This is a genomic window from Nocardia sp. BMG111209, assembly GCF_000381925.1.
In the GTDB taxonomy this organism is placed as follows: Bacteria; Actinomycetota; Actinomycetes; order Mycobacteriales; family Mycobacteriaceae; genus Nocardia.
Map to the genome: position 1 here is coordinate 4186812 of NZ_KB907307.1, position 16565 is coordinate 4203376.

Here is a 16565-nt window from a genome sequence, read left to right on the forward strand (position 1 = left end):
ACCGATCCGCGCCCTTCACGCATGAACCAGGCGCGAGGAGACCATCCGGCTTTCGGCCCACGGTCGCCACCGATCTCAGGTCAGCAATCAGGGACCAGAGGTTCAGGGCAGCAGAGGCATCGGCGGTCGTATTATTCCATTCTATTACCTACCTTAGGTATCTATTTTCGACCATGAGCCCGTGGGGGTGGCCGATCGGGATGCAGCTACAATATACCTAACTTAGGTATCCAATAGAGGTGGACGGATGACCAGCGGAAACGAGGCACTGAAAGGGCTGCTGCCCCGCATGGCACAACTCAGCAGCACGCTGAGTCGCGGGCAACTGTTCGAAACCGCCACGGCCACGGCCGGAATCACCCTGGAGCGGCCGGCGATCACGATCCTGGTGATCCTCGAATCCGCCGAGGGGGCCATGCGCGTCGGTGAGATCGCCACGAGGATGCAGGTCGCCGGGCCGCACGTCACCCGGCAGTTGAACGCACTCGAGAAGCGCCGTCTGGTGCGGCGCATCGCCGACCCGGACGATCAGCGCGCTCGCCTGATCACCCTCACCCCCGAGGGGGAGAAGCTGGTCGGCCGCTATCTGCACGTCATCGACGGCTGGTTCGACCAGGCGCTGACCGGCTGGTCGCAGGCCGATCAGCGCGAGCTGGTTCATCTCCTGGGCCGCCTCGTCGACGACCTCTCCACCCATCTGAACACCATCGACGGCGGTCCTGCCGACCAGTGACCTCGGGGATCTTCCCGGCCTGCGGTACCCCAGATCCGGCGGATATCAAGACTTCCGATTTACGAGAACGATATTCTCGCCCTGTGGCGCAGACGCGGCACGCAGCGGGAGGAAGATCATGACGGATCAGCCGCAACGGATCGAGTTCGACGTCAGTGCGGCGGTCGGGGAGCCGGCGCGGCTGGCCGCCTCCTACTTCCCACCGGCCGGTGGCGGGCAGGCGCCGGCGGTGCTCGTCTGCCTGCCCGGCGGCACCTACGATCGCGGCTACTTCGATCTCCGGGTCCCGGAATTCGACGACTACAGCTTCGCCACGGATGCCGCGGCACGCGGCTACGCCGTGATCGCGCTGGATCACCTGGGCACCGGCGCGAGCAGCCGGCCGGACCGCGAGATCGGGCTCGCCGACCAGGCCGCGGCGGCCGCCGCCGCGGTGGCGGCCGTCCCGGCGATGACCGGGCAGTACGCGCCGGCCCTGTGCATCGCCCATTCACTGGGTGGCTACGTCGCGATGTACCAGCAGGCAGCGCACGGCAGCTATGTGGGCTTGGCCATTCTCGGCACCACCAATCAGTATGTGGCGCAACGACCGCTCGGCCCGGAGGACGCCGCGGCCGCCGAATCCCCCAGGGGTCGTGCGGAACTCGTCGAGCGGATGGTGGCGGTGTTCCCGCACCGATACGCACAGCCCGCGGACCGGGCGCCGATGCGGTCCTGGTTCCACCTGGCGGACGTGCCGGAGCAGGTGGTGACCGTGGACGACGCCACCACCCTCACCGTGGTGCCCCGCAGATCCGGCGCCGAAGCGTCGGTGCCGGGTATCGGCCGCGACGCCGCGGCCGCCGTCGATGTCCCCGTATTCCTGGGCTACGGAGCCGTCGACGTGTCACCGGACCCGCAGCGCGAAGCGAGTTTCTACCCGAACAGTCCGGACATCACCGTCTACGCGCTGACCGGTAGCGCACACTGCCACAATATGGCGGCCACCCGGCGGATCCTGTGGGATCGGCTGGCGCACTGGTACTCCGGCGTGCTGGGCACGACACCGATCGCACCCACCGGCCGATGAGGATCCTGATGCGCTGATTGCACCCGCGATACATTGCACCCGCGATTCGGCGACGGCCTCGGATTCACCGACTCGGCCGCTCCGACGTGCGGTCCAGCCATTCGCAGGTACGAACGATGGTGCGGGACAGCACATCCGGCGCCGCCGCGAGTATCGCGACGCCGACCTGCTCGAGGCCGAACGTCCGATACCACGTGCGGACCCGGACGAGAGTGGTCGCGTCCGCACACCGGGCCGCCGCGTCCCAGCCGAACCACGACAGACATGCGACATCCACAGCGGGATCGAAGGCCTGAGCGAGTTCCCACCGCAGCACTCGTGCGCCTCCCCGAGCACGTCCGCCATTGCCGCACAGTCGATTTCGGTCAATGCGCGCAGCAGGCCGCCGAGATCGGCGGTGCAGACCGGTTCGCCACGCTCACGCGGACGGCCGGGTATCCAGGTCGACGCGACGGCGGTGTGGCCCGCGACGGTGGCGACATCCGACAACGGCCGCGGTACTGCGAACGGAAGAGACAGTGCGGCAAGCCGATTCAGCAATGCCACGCGCCGCTCGAGCAGTTCGGCCGCATTCGGCCGTTCGGCGATCCGCACCACCGCGTACCCGGGAAACAGCACCACGGCGTGCGAACCGCCACGCACCAGCGATCCGGTCACCGGATCCCGGCCGGGCAGCACGGCGGCCGCGACCTCCGCGAACCGCGCCGGCACCCCCCATATCGCCAGGATATGGGCTCGCCGCCACGATCGTCCGCGTTACCGGCAGGACGTCACGGCATTCCGATGCGAATGTTCTTGACCTGCTGGAATTCGCGCAGCCCTTCCAGGCCACCGGCGCGGCCGGTGCCGCTCTGCTTGTATCCGCCGTAGGGGCTCTGCGGGGAGATGTCGCTGTTGCGGTTGATCCAGACCGAGCCGGATTCGAGTTGCCGGGCGATGCGGTGGGCCCGGGTCAGATCGGTGGTCTGGACGAAGGCGTTGAGGCCGAAGGTGGTGTCGTTGGCGATCGCCACAGCCTGGGCCTCGTCGGTGAATCGCATGACCGACACCACCGGGCCGAAGGTTTCGTTCTGCGCGAGCGGCGAGCGGTTGTCGACATCGGCGAATACGGTGGGTTCGAGGTAGTAACCGGCCGCGAGATCGCCGCCGAGGCGATGGCCGCCGGTCACGAGCTCGCCCATCCGATCCGCCACGGCGCGGTCGATGACCTGCAGGATCCGGTCGGTGGCGGCCTGACTGACCACAGGTCCCACCAGATTGCCCGGATCGAACGGGTCGCCGACCGGCGCGGCGGCGACCACAGCGAGGAATTTCGCCATGAACTCGTCGTAGACGGCGGCCTCGACCAGGATGCGGCTGCCGCAGGCACAGCTCTGCCCGGCCTGGCCGAGCGGTCCCTGGAACGCGGCCAAGCGGGCAGCGGCGTCGAGGTCGGCGTCGGCGAACACGATATTCGCCGATTTACCACCGAGTTCCGTGGCCACCGGGGTGAGATTCGCCGCGGCGGTGGTGATGATCGCCCGCGCGGTGTGGCCGCCACCGGTGAAGTGGATCTTGCGCACCCCGGGATGGCGGACGAGCGCGGCGCCACCGTCGGGGCCCGACGGCACCACATTGACCAGGCCGGGCGGCATGCCGACCTGTAGACAGAGTTCGCCGAACCGCAACGGCGTGAACGGCGAGATCTCGGATGGCTTGAGTACCACCGCATTTCCCGCCGCGAGCGCGGCCGCGACATTGAGCCCGATGACGACCAGCGGACCGTTCCACGGGGCGATGATGCCGACCACGCCGTAGGGTTCGTGCTCGATCAGGTTGACGTCGAACTTGTTCGACACCGGCGTGCTGGTGCCGGTCGCCTTGTCGACATAGCCGGCGTAGTAGCGGATGAAGCCCTCGGCCAGCGCGGCGTGGCCGGGGCTCATGACGATCGGCACCGCGAAGTCGTGGACGTTGAGGCGCCCGAGCCGCTCGATATCGTCGCGCATGGCGTCGGCGAGCGCGATCATCAGGTCGCGGCGGCGTTCCGGGGTGTAGGAGATCCACTCGCGGTGGGCCTGCCACGCCGATCGCACCGCGGCGTCGATCTCGGCGTCGCCGGCCAGTTCGACGGTCGCGTTGGGCCGGCCGTCGGCCGGATAGATGTGGTCGTAGGTGCCGCCCGACGAGCCGGTGACCCACTCGCCGCCGATGAGCAGGCCGGTGGGCAGGGTGTCGGTGGCGGCCGTCGGTGTGCCGGTCATGCTCATCGCACCATGAATCCGGCGTCGAGCGGCCATTCGATGCCGGTGATGAATTTCGCCTCGTCGGAGACCAGGTAGGCGACCGCGTTGGCGACATCCTCGGCCTCGAGCATCGGCAGCGGCAGCGCGTTCTGCATTCCCGAGATCGAGTTCTGGCCCCCGGCGGCGGCCTGTGCCATCAGCGCGCGCATGGCGTCGTTCTGGGTCATGCCGCTGGCGACCCCGGTCGGATGGATGGTGTTCACCCGAATCCATTCGGGCGCAAGATATCCCGCGAGACCCTGCATCAGGCCGACCACCCCGCGTTTCGCCGAGGCGTAGGCGTTGCCGCTGGCGAACAACGACGGCGAGGCCTTCAGCCCGGCGGTGGAACTGGTGATCACGATGGAACCGCCGCGGCCACCGGCCCGCAGTTCCGGCAGCGCGGCCCGCACGGTGTGATACACGCCGGTGAGATTGGTGTCGATGACGTCCTTCCAGTCGGCGAGGAAATCCTCCGATTCCGTCCCCATCCGGATGATGCCGGCGTTGGCGATGATGATGTCGACCCGGCCGAACTCCCCGTGGCCCTCCTCGAACGCGGCCCGCAGACCGTGGAAGTCGCGCACGTCGGCCTTGCGCGCGACCATCGTCCGGCCTTGTTCCGCAACGAGTTTCGCGGTCTCGGCCAGGTCGGCCTCGGTGGCGTTCGGGTAGGTCATCGAGGCGATGTCCGCGCAGATATCGATCCCGATGATGTCGACGCCCTCCCGGGCCAGCCGTACCGCGTGTGCGCGGCCCTGACCGCGTCCGGCGCCGGTGATGAACGCGACGCGCCCCTCGAGTCCTGCCATGTGGTGCTCTCTTCCCGGATCCGCGAGCGGCGACCGCCTGCCGCGATCAGACCCGCTACTGATTTCTAATGTGATCGACCGAACTGTAAGTCATGTGCCTTAGTGCTGTCCAGAGTGGTTTGATGAACCACATGACCGAGTCGATGCCCTTCGTCGGCCGTTCCGCGAAGCAGCAGCTGATCCTCACCGCGGAACGGCTCTACGCCCGGCACGGCCTCGACGGCGTGCCGTTGCGGCAGATCGGCAGCGAGGCCGGGATGGCCAACAAATCGGCCGTGCAGTACCACTTCGGCTCCAAACAGGGCCTCATCGACGCCATCCTGGTCAACCGCGTCGAGGACCTGACCCGCCGCCGCTCCCTGCTCGAAGCCCGGCTGCCCCCGGAGGATCTGCGTCGCGTCGTCGAGGCGCACCAACTGCCGCTGATGGAGCTCGGCGAGGACGAGGACTGCTACTACCTGCCCTTCCTCGAACAACTCGTGCGCGAGATGCACCCGCTCGACACGCTGCCGGAGACCCACCGCGAATCCGAGCGCGCCTACTACGCCCGGGTCGGCGCCCTCATCACCGACGTGCCACAACCGTTGCGCGACATCAGGATTCACCAGGCCTCGGGGACCTGTCTGCACGTGTGCGCGGACCGCCACCGGATGCGGACGCTCGGTATGCGCATCACCCCGTTCGCGTTGCACGTGAGTCAGTTGCTCGACACCCTGGTCGCCCAGCTGTCCGCTCCCCCGTCGGCGGAAACACTCGCCACGCTGCGCTCCGCACCCGCCGACCGGCCCACCCTGCGCGCCCTGCCGTGAACCCGCGTCCGGTCAGCCGCCCGGATCCCGGTCGGGCCCGCGCGCTGCCGGCGCACGGTGACTCAGCCGGACCAGCACCGCCACCAGCGAGGCCGCGACGGCCGCGGTGACTGCGCCGCCGGTGACCCCGTCCGGGACGGGCAGTGAAATGCCCAGCGACGCACCGTGTTCGGAGACCGACAACAACCATCGCAGCGGCAGGATCGTGAGCCGGAGCAGGATATCGGCCAGCGGCGGGCAGACACAGGCGACGACGGCGGCCAGCGTGCCCAGGATGGTGATCGGGGCGATGGCCGGTTCGACCAGGACGTTCACCAGGACGGCGAGCAACCCGACGTGACCGGTGAGCGCCGCCAGCAACGGGGTGGTGACGAGGAACGCCGCGGCGGCGATCGCGAAGGCCTCGGCGAGGCGATGCGGCCAGCCGTGCCGTTCCAGCCACCGGGACCAGCCGGGCGACAGCACGATCAAGGCCGCGGTCGCCAGCACGGACAGCGCGAATCCGATGTCCAGGGCCAACTCCGGGCAACAGGCGAGCAGTCCGACGACCGCGGCGCACAGCGCCGGCAGCGCCTGCTTGCGTCGCCCCATCGCGGTGGCGAGGACCGCGATCGCCCCCATCAGCGCCGCCCGCAGCACCGAGGGCGACGGCCGGGCCAGGATCACGAACGCCAGCAACGCGACAGCCGAGATCACGATGCCCAGCCGCCGGTCGACGGTGAACCGCTCCACCGACCTCGACACCGCCATCAGGATGATCGTGACGTTGGTACCGGATACCGCGACCAGATGCGTCAGGTCGGTCTCCCGGAAGTTCTCCCGCACCCGATCGGGCAATCGCGAGATGTCGCCGTCCACCAGCCCGGGTAGCAGGCCCGCGGCGTCGGCGGGCAGCGCCCGCGCCGCCGATGCCGCCAGCCGGCCGCGGATGGCGCCTGCCACCCGTTGCCACCAGGGCGCCGGGGCGACCGCGGTGGGCGGTCCCTGCGCGCGCAGCACCGCGACGGTCAGGTCGTGCCGCCACGGATGTTCCAGTCGGGCACGGAATTTCACCTCCTGACCCGGCAGCAGCGCCGACCAGCCCCCGGCCGGCGCCAGCACGAGTACCGTGCCACCCACCCGCACCGGATCCGGGCCGAGCCGGTACTCGCGCAATTCGGCCCGGATCATCCACTGCCGGGCGCCGAACGGCCTGGCGGGCAACGGTTTCGGATCGTCGGCCGGGACCGCGACCGCGGTGAGCCGGGTGCCCTCGTCGAGGTGACGCAGCGGGTGCGCCGCGGCCCGCGCCTCGTGCCGGGCGCCCGCCAGCGCGAAACCCGCGGCGGTCAGCACCGCGGCCAGCAGCACCGAGGCGATCGCCCGCCGGCGACCGCGGCGGAACAGCCATCCGGCCGTGGCGACGGCGGTGATCGCGAGGCCGGCCGCCAGCAGCAGACCCGTGTGCGCACCCGCCACGATCGCGATCAGCGTCGCGGCCCAGCCGGCGATCGCGGGCAGGACCAGGCGCGCGTCCAGCGGCGGCGTGACCGGTTCACGGTCGTTGCCGCCGGAACGATCGGGGGTCATCGGATTCTCCTCCCTGTCGGTTCGCGGGTGTTCACACCGTGACGAGCGCGCGCAAACGCTCCAGTTTCGACGGGCCGATGCCGGGCACCTCCGCGAGTTGATCGACGGTGCCGAAGCGGCCGTGCTCGGTACGCCAGGTGAGGATGGCGCGGGCGGTGCTGGGCCCCACCCCCGGCAGATCGTCGAGATCGGACTCGGTGGCGGTGTTGAGGTCGATCCGCACGGGTGCGACAGGTGTGCCGGAGGATCCGGTCCCGCGGCCGGGTCCGGGTGGTGGATGGCCGGACAGCACCACACTGCCGAGCCGCGGTTGCCCGGCGGGCGAACCGGGCACACCCACCACCACCTGATCACCGTCGGCCAGGCGCTGGGCGAGATTCAGGGTCGCCAGATCGGCGCCCTCCTTCGCGACGGCCACCGACACCGCATCGGCGACCCGCGAGCCCGACGGCATGTGCAGCAGGCCCGGATGTTCCACCTGCCCGACCACGCTGATCACCAGTTCCACCGCCCGGGTGCGCGACGGCGGAGCGGATGTGGTCTCGGCGACCGGCGCCGGCTGCGCCGGGGTGACCGCCACCGCGCGAGCCGCCGGTAACGGCGGAACCGGTTGCACCACCGGCACTTCCGACTGGGTGGACGCGACGGCGACCACCAGCGCGGCCACCGCGAACGCGCCCAGTACCAGGACGCCGCGGCGGCCCGGATCCAGCCGGATCCCCCGGAACCGTTCGGGCACCAGCCGCCGATGCCACATCGACATACTGCCGACCGGCTCGCTCAGCCACGGCGGATTCGCCGGCGCCGCGATCTCGTCCCACCGCTCGTCCTCGCGGTCCGGGTCGTCGGATTCCGTGGCGTCGAACTCCGCATGATCCCAGCGACCGTCCGGCACGGCCCGCGGCCCCGAACCGAACTTGGCGGCGTCCAGCGCCCCCAGCCGTTCCCGTACCCGCCTGCGTTCGTCTTCTCGCCCCATGCCGGTCACCATAGGCAGCCGGAACCTGTCGGACTCCGGGCTCGACCAGGCGATTCAGGTCACCTGTGGACAGCGCTCCCGCTGTGGACAACACGCCCGGCCCACCGTCGGTCGGGCAGGTCCGGGCTCAGTCGCAGCCGCCGGGCACGACCAGCACGCCGACCGCGCCGGCGCCGAGGTGGACAGCGAGACTCGGCCCGAATTCGGCCGTGATCAATTCCCGGATGCCGGGCAGAAGTTCGATGAGCCGGGTGACGATGGTCTCCGCGGCCTCGGGCGCGCCGAGATGCTGAACGGCCACGGCCGCGCCGTCCCCGCCGGCCGCATCCACCGCCGCCGCAACGAGTTTCGCGTACGCCTTGGATCGGGTCCGGGCCTTCTCCCGCAGTTCCAGCCGGCCGTCGACCAGTTGCAGCAGAGGTTTGGTCACCAGTTCGGTGCCGAAGAACGCGGCGGCCGTGCTCAATCGGCCGCCGCGGCGTAGTTGCTCGGTGCGGTTCACCATGATGAAGGCACGACCGCGGGCCGCCGCCGACTGCGCGGCCGCGAAAACCTGCTCCAGCGAAGCACCGGCGTGGGCCTGCCGGGCCGCCGCCAGGACCGCGAGCCCGGTGCCCAGTCCGGCGCTCAGCGAATCCACCAGGCGCACTCGATCTCCGGCGTCCAGTTCCTGGACGGCCTGCCGGCCGGCCTCCCAGGTCGCGGACAGCTGCCGCGAAAGATGCACGGCCACAACGCCGTCGCCCGCACTGAGGGCCAGCGCGCGGCGGTAGGCGGCGCACAGTTCACCCGGCGAGGGGGCCGAGGTCGTCACCGTCGTGGACGAGTAGTCGATCTCGTCCCCATCGGTCACCTCCCGGCCGTCCACCAGCACATGCAACGGCACGACGACGATCCCCAGTTCGTCGACCGATTCGGCCGGCAGGCTCGCGGACGAATCCGTCACCACCACGACTGCCACGCCTATCCGCTCCTCCGCGCGCTGCGCAGGGAACGCCCCGCTGTCGCCCCCGGCCGGCTCATGCCGGGTCCTCGGTGGCGCACACCTCCGACAGCACCTTCACCATGGCGCGGGCGACGGCGGCGTGACCCTCCCAGCCCCAATGGATCCCGTCCGGATTGCCCTCACCGGCGAACACGTGATCACGCACGGCCTCACCCAGATCGACCAGCGGCACAGCGGTTTTCGCGGACCATTCGGTCAACGCGCGCACCGACGGCTCGCGCCCGGCGTGCACCCGGCCGTAGGCGTCGCAGATGTGCACCGAGGGCAGCACACCCACCACGGGCAGTTCGGGCCGCAACTGCACCAGCGCCTGTCGCGACTGTTCCAGATATTCGACGCTGACCCGCGCCGGCAACGCCACCGGACGACCCAGTTTCGACAGCCGCGGCTGCAACCACTGGTAACCGCCCCGGACCACCCGGCGCAGCCCCGGCGGCCGCACGTACCGGATCAGTTCCCGCAGCGCCGTCGGCAGCGGCGAGGGCAGCGAATCCATACCGCCGGTGGCGAACACCACCGCACCCGCGCGCGGCACGACCGCCCACACCCGGGGGTCGCCGATCAGTGCCCAGTAGGCGTCGCGGCAGGTCCAGCCCACCCGGCCCACCAGCTCGACATCCCAATCGAGCTCGGCGGCAACCAGATTCGGCCAGATCCGGCTGTGGTCGGCGGGCAGGCCGCCCTTCGGGCCGTAATACGACAGCGAATCGGCGATCACCACCAGCACCGGCCGCCCGGAATCCGCTGCGCCGGCGTCGCTTTCGCCCGCGGCGGCCGGCACGACCTCGTCACCGAATACGGCACAGTCGCCGCCGGTCACCGCCACATCGGTACCGGGCGCGCGGTCCGATTCGCCTGTCGGCGCTGCGGTTTCGCCGGCGACCGCGAGAGCGTCCCGCGACCCGGCGTGGCGCTCATCCGTTGCGGGCGCATCGTCCTTCCCGGTCGCACTGCCGAGTTCGGCATCGGGCACGGGTACCCCTTCGTCTCCGGCCGGGTCGGCGTCGGTATCGGCGTGCCCGGCTGCGGCCGTGATCGAATCGTGTGGTCCGGCAGCGGCTTCCGTCACGCCGGCCGGACCGGCCGACCCCGCGCCGTGCGGCGCGGGGTGAGCGGGATCGACGGCGTCATCCGGCAGGTCCGGCTCGCCGGACGAACCGGTACCGTGCGCGGCGGCCGTACCACCGGAAGCGCCGACCGCGGTCGACGCGATGTCGGCAGCGGAATCCGCTGCCGGGTCGAGAATTTCGTCGGCCCCCGCAACGGGGGCCGTGGGTAACGCGGATAAGTCGTCGTCCGCGTCCGGCGGACCGGCCCCGGCCGTATCGCCGCCGACCTCGCCGGATCCGGTCACCACCGCGCCGGAATCCCGTTGCCGCGCAACGGCCTCCGTCGAGGGGCCACCGAACAGCAGGTCCGGCAGCTGCCGGATCCGCCCGCTGGAGGCCTTGCGCAAGAGTTCGTCGGAGACCACACCGGGGTCGCCGTCGGGCCGATCGGCCCGGCGCGCAACCGTTTCCGGTGCGGGTCCGCCGAACAACGCGTCCGGGAGGCGCCGTACCGGCCCCTCGGACGCCTTGCGGATCAGTTCATCGGTCACCTGCCGGACCGGTTCGTCCCGGTCGTCGGAAGACAGGTTCTCAGAGGACATCAGGAGCTACCTTCGCCGCCGCGTTCCATACATCGAGCCGCCACCCGGGCTGCTCCATGCTGGGACCGTGGCTGCTCAGTTGCACCCAACTGGTATTGGCCAGTCCACCGAAGATCGGCCAGTGTTCTCGGGGCAGGTCGAGCAGCGCAGCGGTCAGCGCTGCGATCAGCCCGCCGTGCGCGACGAGGATGATGGTACGGCCGGGCCAGTCACCGCGCGCGGCAAACAGCTCGCTCACGACCGGCAGCGCGCGGGCGCCGACCTCGAGCTTGCTCTCCCCGCCCGGCGGGGTGAAGCCGGCGTCCATCCGCCAGGTCAGCCGCGCGCCCGGATACCGCGCGTCGACCTCGTGATGGGTGAGGCCCTCCCACTCGCCGAGACTGGTCTCGCGTAGTCGCGGATCACGCACCACATCCAGCGAGGTGTGGTCGGCCAGGGCCACCGCGGTGTCGTAGGCCCGGCGCAGATCCGAGGCGACGATGGCGATCGCGTCGTGGGACAGCAGCTCGCGGGCGGCATCCTTCGCCTGCCCGCGGCCCACCTCGCTGAGGTCGGTGTCGATCTGCCCCTGCATGCGGTCGGAGGCGTTCCACTCGGTCTGCCCGTGCCGGAGCAGGATCAGCCGACGCACGTGGGCATGACGGCTCGCCCGCCGAGCGAGGCCGATCTCGGGCGACTCGTCGTCGTACTGTGGAGGGGAGGTCCCCTCGTCGGGAACCAGATTCACGCGGTCTCTCCGGCACCGTCCGCCGGCTGCGGGGCGCCGACACCCTCCACCTCGACCACCGGGCAGTCCTTCCAGAGCCGTTCCAGCGCATAGAAATTGCGCTCGTCGCTGTGCTGGACGTGCACGACGACCTCGACGTAGTCCAGCAGTACCCAGCGGCCCTCGCGGGTGCCCTCCCGCCGGACCGGCTTGTGCCCGGCCAGGCGTAGCTTCTCCTCGACGTTGTCGACGATCGCGTTGACCTGCCGCTCGTTGGGGGCCGAGGCGATCACGAAGCAATCCGTGATCACCAGCTGCTCGGACACGTCGAGCACCACCACGTCGACCGCCAGCTTCTCGTCGGCCGCCCGTGCGGCGACCCGTGCCATCTCGACCGCATCGGCAGTCGCCGTCATGCGGTACCCCGAGTTCGCGCCCGACCTCTCATGCCTGTGCCACCTTCCCGTTCCCTCCCGGCACGTACAGGTGCCGCTTCGATATGTACTGCACGACGCCGTCCGGAACGAGATACCACACCGGCCGCCCCTCGGCGGCGCGACGCCGGCACTCGCTCGACGAGATCGCCAGAGCCGGGATCTCGATGACGGTGAGCGCATCCGGTGGGGCATCCCGCAGGTGTTGCTCCAATTGATCGGTATTCAGTTCGTATCCCGGACGGCTCACGCCGACGAATTTCGCCAGCTCGAACAATTCCGCCCAATCCTGCCATGTCAGGATGTTGGCCAGCGCGTCCGCACCCGTGATGAAGTACAAGTCGGCGTCTGGATACTGCCGTTGCAGGTCACGCAGGGTATCGACGGTGTAGGTGAGGGTACCCCGGTCGATGTCGACACGGCTCACCGAGAACCGCGGATTGGAGGCGGTGGCGATCACCGTCATCAGGTAACGGTCCTCCGCGGCGCTGACCTGTTTCGCGGTCTTCTGCCACGGCTGGCCGGTGGGGACGAAGATCACCTCGTCCAGATCGAACCGATTGGCGACCTCGCTGGCCGCGACCAGGTGGCCGTGGTGGATCGGGTCGAAGGTTCCGCCCATCACGCCCAGTTTGCGGCGGCCTGTCTCTTGCACAACCGCCGAGCTTACTGGCCGGGCCATCCGCGCCCCGGCCCGCCCGAGCGCACAACACGCCGAGTCACCCTCGTGCCTCCGTCAGACCGGGAGCAGCCGGCTCACCACGGCGGTGAGCTGCCGGGCCGACCGGCACTCGTGCATCTCGATCACCCGGGCATACCGCTTCGCCGCGGAATCGCCGGTGCCCCACATCTTCTCGGCCTCCGGGTTGAGCCAGTAGGCGTGTTTGGCGGTGTCGACGAGCTGCTCCAGCGTGCCCAGCGCGGGATCGCGATAGTTGGTGCGGGCGTCGCCGAGGATCAGCAGCGAACTCCGGCTGGTCACGGCCTCCGGGAAATCCGCCGCGAAGCCCTTCAGCGCGGTGCCGTAGTCGGAGTGCCCCTCGATCCCGACCACGTTCGTCTCGGTGAAGATGCGCCTGGTCACCTGGTCCAGCGGGGTGGTCTGGTCGAACAGGTGGGTCACCTCGTCGACGCGGTCGACGAAGGCGAAGATCCGCACCCGGGAGAACTGCTCCCGCAGCGAGTCGACCAGCAGCATGGTGAAACTCGAGAATCCGGCCACCGACCCGGAGATATCGCACAGCAGCACCAGATCGGGCCGGCCCGGCCGCGGTTTGCGGGTGGCCAGGGTGATCGGGACGCCGCCGGTGGACATCGACTTGCGCAGCGTCTTGCGCAGGTCGATCTCGCCGCGACGGGACCGGCGGCGGCGCGCGGCCAGCCGCGAGGCCAGTATCCGGGCCAGCCGCTGACCGCTGCGGCGCAGCTCGGCCAGCTCGGCCTCCGAAATCCGGAGGAAGTCGGCATCCTCGGCCTGCCGCTGCACCCCGTAGGACGAAACCCGTTCCCGCCCAAGGCGTTCCGCGACGCGGCGGCGGGTCTCCGCCTCGACGGTGCTGCGGAAACTCTGCACCCGCTCGCGCGCGGCGCGGCGGGCGACCTCGGTGTCGAAATCGGAATCGTCCATACCCGCGGCGAGGCCTGCGAGGATCTTGCTGATCAGCACCTCGGGCTGGACGTCCTTCAGCGTCTGGTACGCGGAGAACGACGGGCCCTTCAGCGAGTCGTACCGGCCCATCTGCTCGACCATCTGTGCCGCCAGCGCCTGCAACTGCCGCTGCTGCTCCGGGGTCGGATCGGCGGCGAGCATCTCGGCGAGCATCCGGCGCAGCGCGAGGATGTCGATCGAACCGTCGGCGGCGCGCGGCAGTTCCACATCGAGGGCGTCGGTGCGCTCACCGAGGGCCGCGGGGAACCACAGATCGAACAGGCCGTCGAAGGTGGCCCGCTGCGACGGCCGGCGCAGCAGCGAGCAGGCCAGCCCCTCGCGCAACATCTCGCGATCCATCAGATCGAGCACGGTGAGCACCTGGCCGGCGTCGACCGTTTCCGAGGGACCGACCGGAATTCCCTTGGCGCGCATCGCCTCCACGAACCCGATCAGATGACCGGGCAGCCCGTGCTCGGGTGGGTTCAGCACGGTGTCGGTGGCGTTCGGCGGCACCGGGGGCCGGGGCTTGCCGCCGAGCATCAGGCCAGCTTCAGCTCGGACAGCGCGCGCTGATGGTCGCTCTGGTGTTTCAGCACGACGCCGAGGGTGGCGCGCACGGTCTTGTCGTCGAGGTCCTTCAGCCCGAGGGCGAGCAGGGTGTGACCCCAGTCGATGGATTCGGCGACCGACGGCAGCTTCTTCAGTTGCATTCCGCGCAACACGTGCACGATCCGCACCAGTTGCGCCGCCACCGCCGGTTGCAGGTCGGGCACCCGGCTGGCCAGGATCCGTCGCTCGAGCTCCTCGTCCGGGAAGTCGATGTAGAGATAGAGGCAGCGCCGCTTCAGCGCCTCGGACAATTCGCGGGTGGCGTTGGAGGTGAGCACGACGAACGGTCGCCGGGTGGCGGTGATCGTGCCCAGCTCGGGGACGGTGACCGCGAAGTCGCTGAGCACCTCCAGCATCAGGCCCTCGATCTCGACGTCGGCCTTGTCGGCCTCGTCGATGAGCAGCACCGTGGGGTCGGCCCGCCGGATCGCGGTCAGCAGCGGCCGCGACAGCAGGAACTCCTCGCTGAAGACGTCGGACTTCGTCTCCTCCCAGCCGTTCTCACTGGACGCCTGGATGCGCAGGATCTGCTTGGCGTGGTTCCACTCGTAGAGCGCCCGCGCCTCATCGATCCCCTCGTAGCACTGCAGGCGTACCAGCTCGGCGCCGGCGACCTGGGACACCGCCCGGGACAATTCGGTCTTGCCGACGCCGGCGGGTCCCTCGATCAGCAACGGTTTGCCCAGCCGGTCGGCCAGGAACACCGAGGTGGCTGTCGCCTTGTCGGCCAGATATCCGGTCGTCGCCAAACGGTCGATCACATCGTCGACCGAGGTGAAGATCGGCTCGTGCACTGCGCTCTGCACCGTCACGGTCCTCCTCCAGAGTGAGCGATCACTCACTCCCTACGCTACCGGCCCGCGGGCCGCCGGGCACACGCGGGTATGCACCGTAAGAACTCCACTCTCGAAGTTACACACACACCCGGTCACTGAGATACCCGGTGTGACGGCGAGCACTCCTGCGCCGCCGCGGCGGCGCGGGATCAGGCCGGACGGGTTTGACCGTCGCCCCAGACGATCCACTTGGTGGAGGTCAGTTCCGGCAGCGCCATCGGGCCGCGAGCGTGCAACTTCTGCGTCGAGATGCCGATCTCGGCGCCGAAGCCGAACTCCTCACCGTCGGTGAAGGCGGTCGAAGCGTTGACCATCACGGCCGCCGCGTCGACCCGGGCGGTGAACTCACGCGCCGCCCGCAGATCGCCGGTGACGATGGCCTCGGTATGCCCGGTACCCCAGTGATCGATGTGCTCGACGGCGGCATCCAGATCGTCGACGACCTTCAACGCGATATCGAGCGAGAGGTACTCGTCGGCCCAGTCCTCGTCGGTGGCCGGAACCAGGCCCGGCAGATCGCCGTGGACGGTGACGCCCGCCCCTTCCAGCGCGCCGATCAGCCGCGGCACCGCGACCTCGGCGACGGCCCGATCGATGAGCACCGTCTCCGCGGTGTTGCACACGCTCGGGCGGCGGGTCTTCGAATTGAGCAGGATGGATTCCGCCATGTCGAGGTCGGCGGCGGCGTGCACGTAGACGTGACAGTTGCCGGTACCGGTCTCGATGGTCGGCACCTGCGCATCGCGGACGACCGCGTTGATCAGCCCGGCGCCGCCGCGCGGGATCACCACGTCGACCAGGCCACGGGCCTGGATGAGATGGGTGACGCTGGAGCGGTCCGCGCTGGGCAGCAGCTGCACCGCGTCCTCGGGCAGGCCTTGACCGGCCAGTGCGCCGCGCAGCACCGCGACCAGCGCGGCATTGGAGCGCGCGGCCGACGACGAGCCGCGCAGCAGCGCCGCGTTACCGGACTTCAGCGCCAGCCCGAACGCGTCGACCGTGACATTGGGCCGGGCCTCGTACACCATGCCGACCACACCGAGCGGCACCCGGACCTGCTTGATCTCCAGGCCGTTGGGCAGCGACGACCCCCGCACGACCACACCGACCGGATCGGGCAGCCCCGCGACCTGCCGCAGCCCGGAGGCGATGCCGTCGATCCGGGCCTCGGTCAGCCGCAGCCGGTCGAGCAGCGAATCGGCCGTGCCGCCGGCCTTCGCGAGCTCGATGTCCTCCGCATTGGCCGCGAGGACCCGGTCCTTCGCGGCGAGCAGGGCATCGGCGGCGGCGTGCAGTGCGGTGTTCTTGGCCTGGGTGGTCAGCTGGGCGAGCGTGCGCGACGCCACCCGTGCGCGCCGCGCCGCGTCGTGCACCACCGCGCGGACATCGCCGACGCGGTCCGATTCGGTGGCAGTGGGAGCAGTCATGCCCATCAGC

Annotated in this window: 16 protein-coding genes and 1 pseudogene; 3 read left to right on the plus strand and 14 right to left on the minus strand. The window is 70.0% G+C overall.

Annotation, left to right across the window (positions count from 1 at the left end; genetic code table 11):
- Positions 1-247 precede the first annotated feature (247 nt).
- Both G361_RS0119280 and G361_RS0119285 read left to right on the plus strand, forming a co-directional pair.
- On the plus strand, positions 248-733 hold the full coding sequence (locus G361_RS0119280; protein ID WP_019928746.1) for a MarR family winged helix-turn-helix transcriptional regulator: 486 nt from the start codon (positions 248-250) through the stop codon (positions 731-733).
- Between the two features lie 118 nt (positions 734-851).
- Entirely contained in the window at positions 852-1802 is a 951-nt protein-coding gene (locus G361_RS0119285) for an alpha/beta fold hydrolase (RefSeq protein ID WP_019928747.1), read from the plus strand.
- Between the two features lie 64 nt (positions 1803-1866).
- Here the strand turns inward: G361_RS0119285 and G361_RS0119290 are convergent, their stop codons facing one another.
- The 4 genes and pseudogenes from G361_RS0119290 to G361_RS0119300 all read right to left on the minus strand — a co-directional run bounded on the left by G361_RS0119290 (position 1867) and on the right by G361_RS0119300 (position 4878).
- Positions 1867-2118 (minus strand): hypothetical protein, encoded by a 252-nt coding sequence (locus tag G361_RS0119290; RefSeq protein ID WP_019928748.1) that lies wholly within the window; start codon positions 2116-2118, stop codon positions 1867-1869.
- 50 nt (positions 2119-2168) lie between these two features.
- Positions 2169-2513, minus strand: a pseudogene (locus tag G361_RS51850) (phosphotransferase); the annotation flags it as partial.
- Positions 2514-2572: 59 nt separating this feature from the next.
- Positions 2573-4051, minus strand: coding sequence for an aldehyde dehydrogenase family protein (locus G361_RS0119295; RefSeq protein WP_019928749.1), 1479 nt, complete (start codon positions 4049-4051; stop codon positions 2573-2575).
- Positions 4048-4878 carry a mycofactocin-coupled SDR family oxidoreductase gene (locus G361_RS0119300; RefSeq protein ID WP_019928750.1) on the minus strand — a complete coding sequence of 277 codons (831 nt, stop codon included), beginning with the start codon at positions 4876-4878 and terminating at the stop codon, positions 4048-4050. The genes G361_RS0119295 and G361_RS0119300 overlap by 4 nt, the downstream gene beginning before the upstream one ends.
- 122 nt (positions 4879-5000) lie before the next feature.
- Between G361_RS0119300 and G361_RS0119305 the strand changes: the two genes are divergently transcribed.
- Positions 5001-5687, plus strand: a complete 687-nt coding sequence (locus tag G361_RS0119305) for a TetR/AcrR family transcriptional regulator (RefSeq protein ID WP_231386923.1) — start codon at positions 5001-5003, stop codon at positions 5685-5687.
- Between the two features lie 12 nt (positions 5688-5699).
- On the opposite strand, the gene G361_RS0119310 is transcribed toward G361_RS0119305, so the two are convergent.
- The 10 genes from G361_RS0119310 to G361_RS0119355 form a co-directional block, all read right to left on the minus strand.
- Positions 5700-7256, minus strand: a complete 1557-nt coding sequence (locus tag G361_RS0119310; protein ID WP_019928752.1) for a ComEC/Rec2 family competence protein — start codon at positions 7254-7256, stop codon at positions 5700-5702.
- Positions 7257-7287: 31 nt separating this feature from the next.
- Positions 7288-8235 (minus strand): ComEA family DNA-binding protein, encoded by a 948-nt coding sequence (locus G361_RS51620; RefSeq protein ID WP_026343231.1) that lies wholly within the window; start codon positions 8233-8235, stop codon positions 7288-7290.
- Positions 8236-8362: 127 nt separating this feature from the next.
- Positions 8363-9196: a DegV family protein gene (locus G361_RS0119320; protein ID WP_026343232.1), complete on the minus strand. Its 834-nt coding sequence runs from the start codon at positions 9194-9196 to the stop codon at positions 8363-8365.
- A gap of 58 nt (positions 9197-9254) precedes the next feature.
- Complete coding sequence (gene octT, locus G361_RS49550) at positions 9255-10022, minus strand: diglucosylglycerate octanoyltransferase (protein WP_026343233.1); 768 nt, start codon at positions 10020-10022, stop codon at positions 9255-9257.
- An 859-nt stretch (positions 10023-10881) separates the two neighbouring features.
- Positions 10882-11559: a histidine phosphatase family protein gene (locus tag G361_RS0119330; protein ID WP_052172832.1), complete on the minus strand. Its 678-nt coding sequence runs from the start codon at positions 11557-11559 to the stop codon at positions 10882-10884.
- A 56-nt stretch (positions 11560-11615) separates the two neighbouring features.
- A complete protein-coding gene (gene rsfS / locus G361_RS0119335) occupies positions 11616-12014 on the minus strand; it encodes a ribosome silencing factor (RefSeq protein WP_019928757.1) in 399 nt (132 codons plus the stop codon).
- Between the two features lie 28 nt (positions 12015-12042).
- The gene (nadD, locus tag G361_RS0119340; protein WP_081635426.1) at positions 12043-12714 is read right to left on the minus strand and encodes a nicotinate-nucleotide adenylyltransferase; all 672 of its coding nucleotides are present in this window, start codon (positions 12712-12714) and stop codon (positions 12043-12045) included.
- Positions 12715-12768: 54 nt separating this feature from the next.
- Positions 12769-14223 carry a VWA domain-containing protein gene (locus tag G361_RS0119345; protein WP_019928759.1) on the minus strand — a complete coding sequence of 485 codons (1455 nt, stop codon included), beginning with the start codon at positions 14221-14223 and terminating at the stop codon, positions 12769-12771.
- A complete protein-coding gene (locus G361_RS0119350; protein ID WP_019928760.1) occupies positions 14223-15104 on the minus strand; it encodes a MoxR family ATPase in 882 nt (293 codons plus the stop codon). The genes G361_RS0119345 and G361_RS0119350 overlap by 1 nt, the downstream gene beginning before the upstream one ends.
- Positions 15105-15277: 173 nt before the next feature.
- Positions 15278-16561 (minus strand): glutamate-5-semialdehyde dehydrogenase, encoded by a 1284-nt coding sequence (locus G361_RS0119355; RefSeq protein ID WP_019928761.1) that lies wholly within the window; start codon positions 16559-16561, stop codon positions 15278-15280.
- Between the last annotated feature and the right edge of the window lie 4 nt (positions 16562-16565).

What these genes read in the sequence shown, in the direction of transcription:
- G361_RS0119280 (WP_019928746.1), top strand. Translation starts at nt 248, where the DNA reads ATGACCAGCGGAAACGAGGCACTGAAAGGGCTGCTGCCCCGCATGGCA.
- G361_RS0119285 (WP_019928747.1), top strand. Translation starts at nt 852, where the DNA reads ATGACGGATCAGCCGCAACGGATCGAGTTCGACGTCAGTGCGGCGGTC.
- G361_RS0119295 (WP_019928749.1), bottom strand. Translation starts at nt 4,051, where the DNA reads ATGAGCATGACCGGCACACCGACGGCCGCCACCGACACCCTGCCCACC.
- G361_RS0119300 (WP_019928750.1), bottom strand. Translation starts at nt 4,878, where the DNA reads ATGGCAGGACTCGAGGGGCGCGTCGCGTTCATCACCGGCGCCGGACGC.
- G361_RS0119305 (WP_231386923.1), top strand. Translation starts at nt 5,001, where the DNA reads ATGAACCACATGACCGAGTCGATGCCCTTCGTCGGCCGTTCCGCGAAG.
- G361_RS0119310 (WP_019928752.1), bottom strand. Translation starts at nt 7,256, where the DNA reads ATGACCCCCGATCGTTCCGGCGGCAACGACCGTGAACCGGTCACGCCG.
- G361_RS51620 (WP_026343231.1), bottom strand. Translation starts at nt 8,235, where the DNA reads ATGGGGCGAGAAGACGAACGCAGGCGGGTACGGGAACGGCTGGGGGCG.
- rsfS (WP_019928757.1), bottom strand. Translation starts at nt 12,014, where the DNA reads ATGACGGCGACTGCCGATGCGGTCGAGATGGCACGGGTCGCCGCACGG.
- nadD (WP_081635426.1), bottom strand. Translation starts at nt 12,714, where the DNA reads ATGGCCCGGCCAGTAAGCTCGGCGGTTGTGCAAGAGACAGGCCGCCGC.
- G361_RS0119345 (WP_019928759.1), bottom strand. Translation starts at nt 14,223, where the DNA reads ATGCTCGGCGGCAAGCCCCGGCCCCCGGTGCCGCCGAACGCCACCGAC.
- G361_RS0119355 (WP_019928761.1), bottom strand. Translation starts at nt 16,561, where the DNA reads ATGGGCATGACTGCTCCCACTGCCACCGAATCGGACCGCGTCGGCGAT.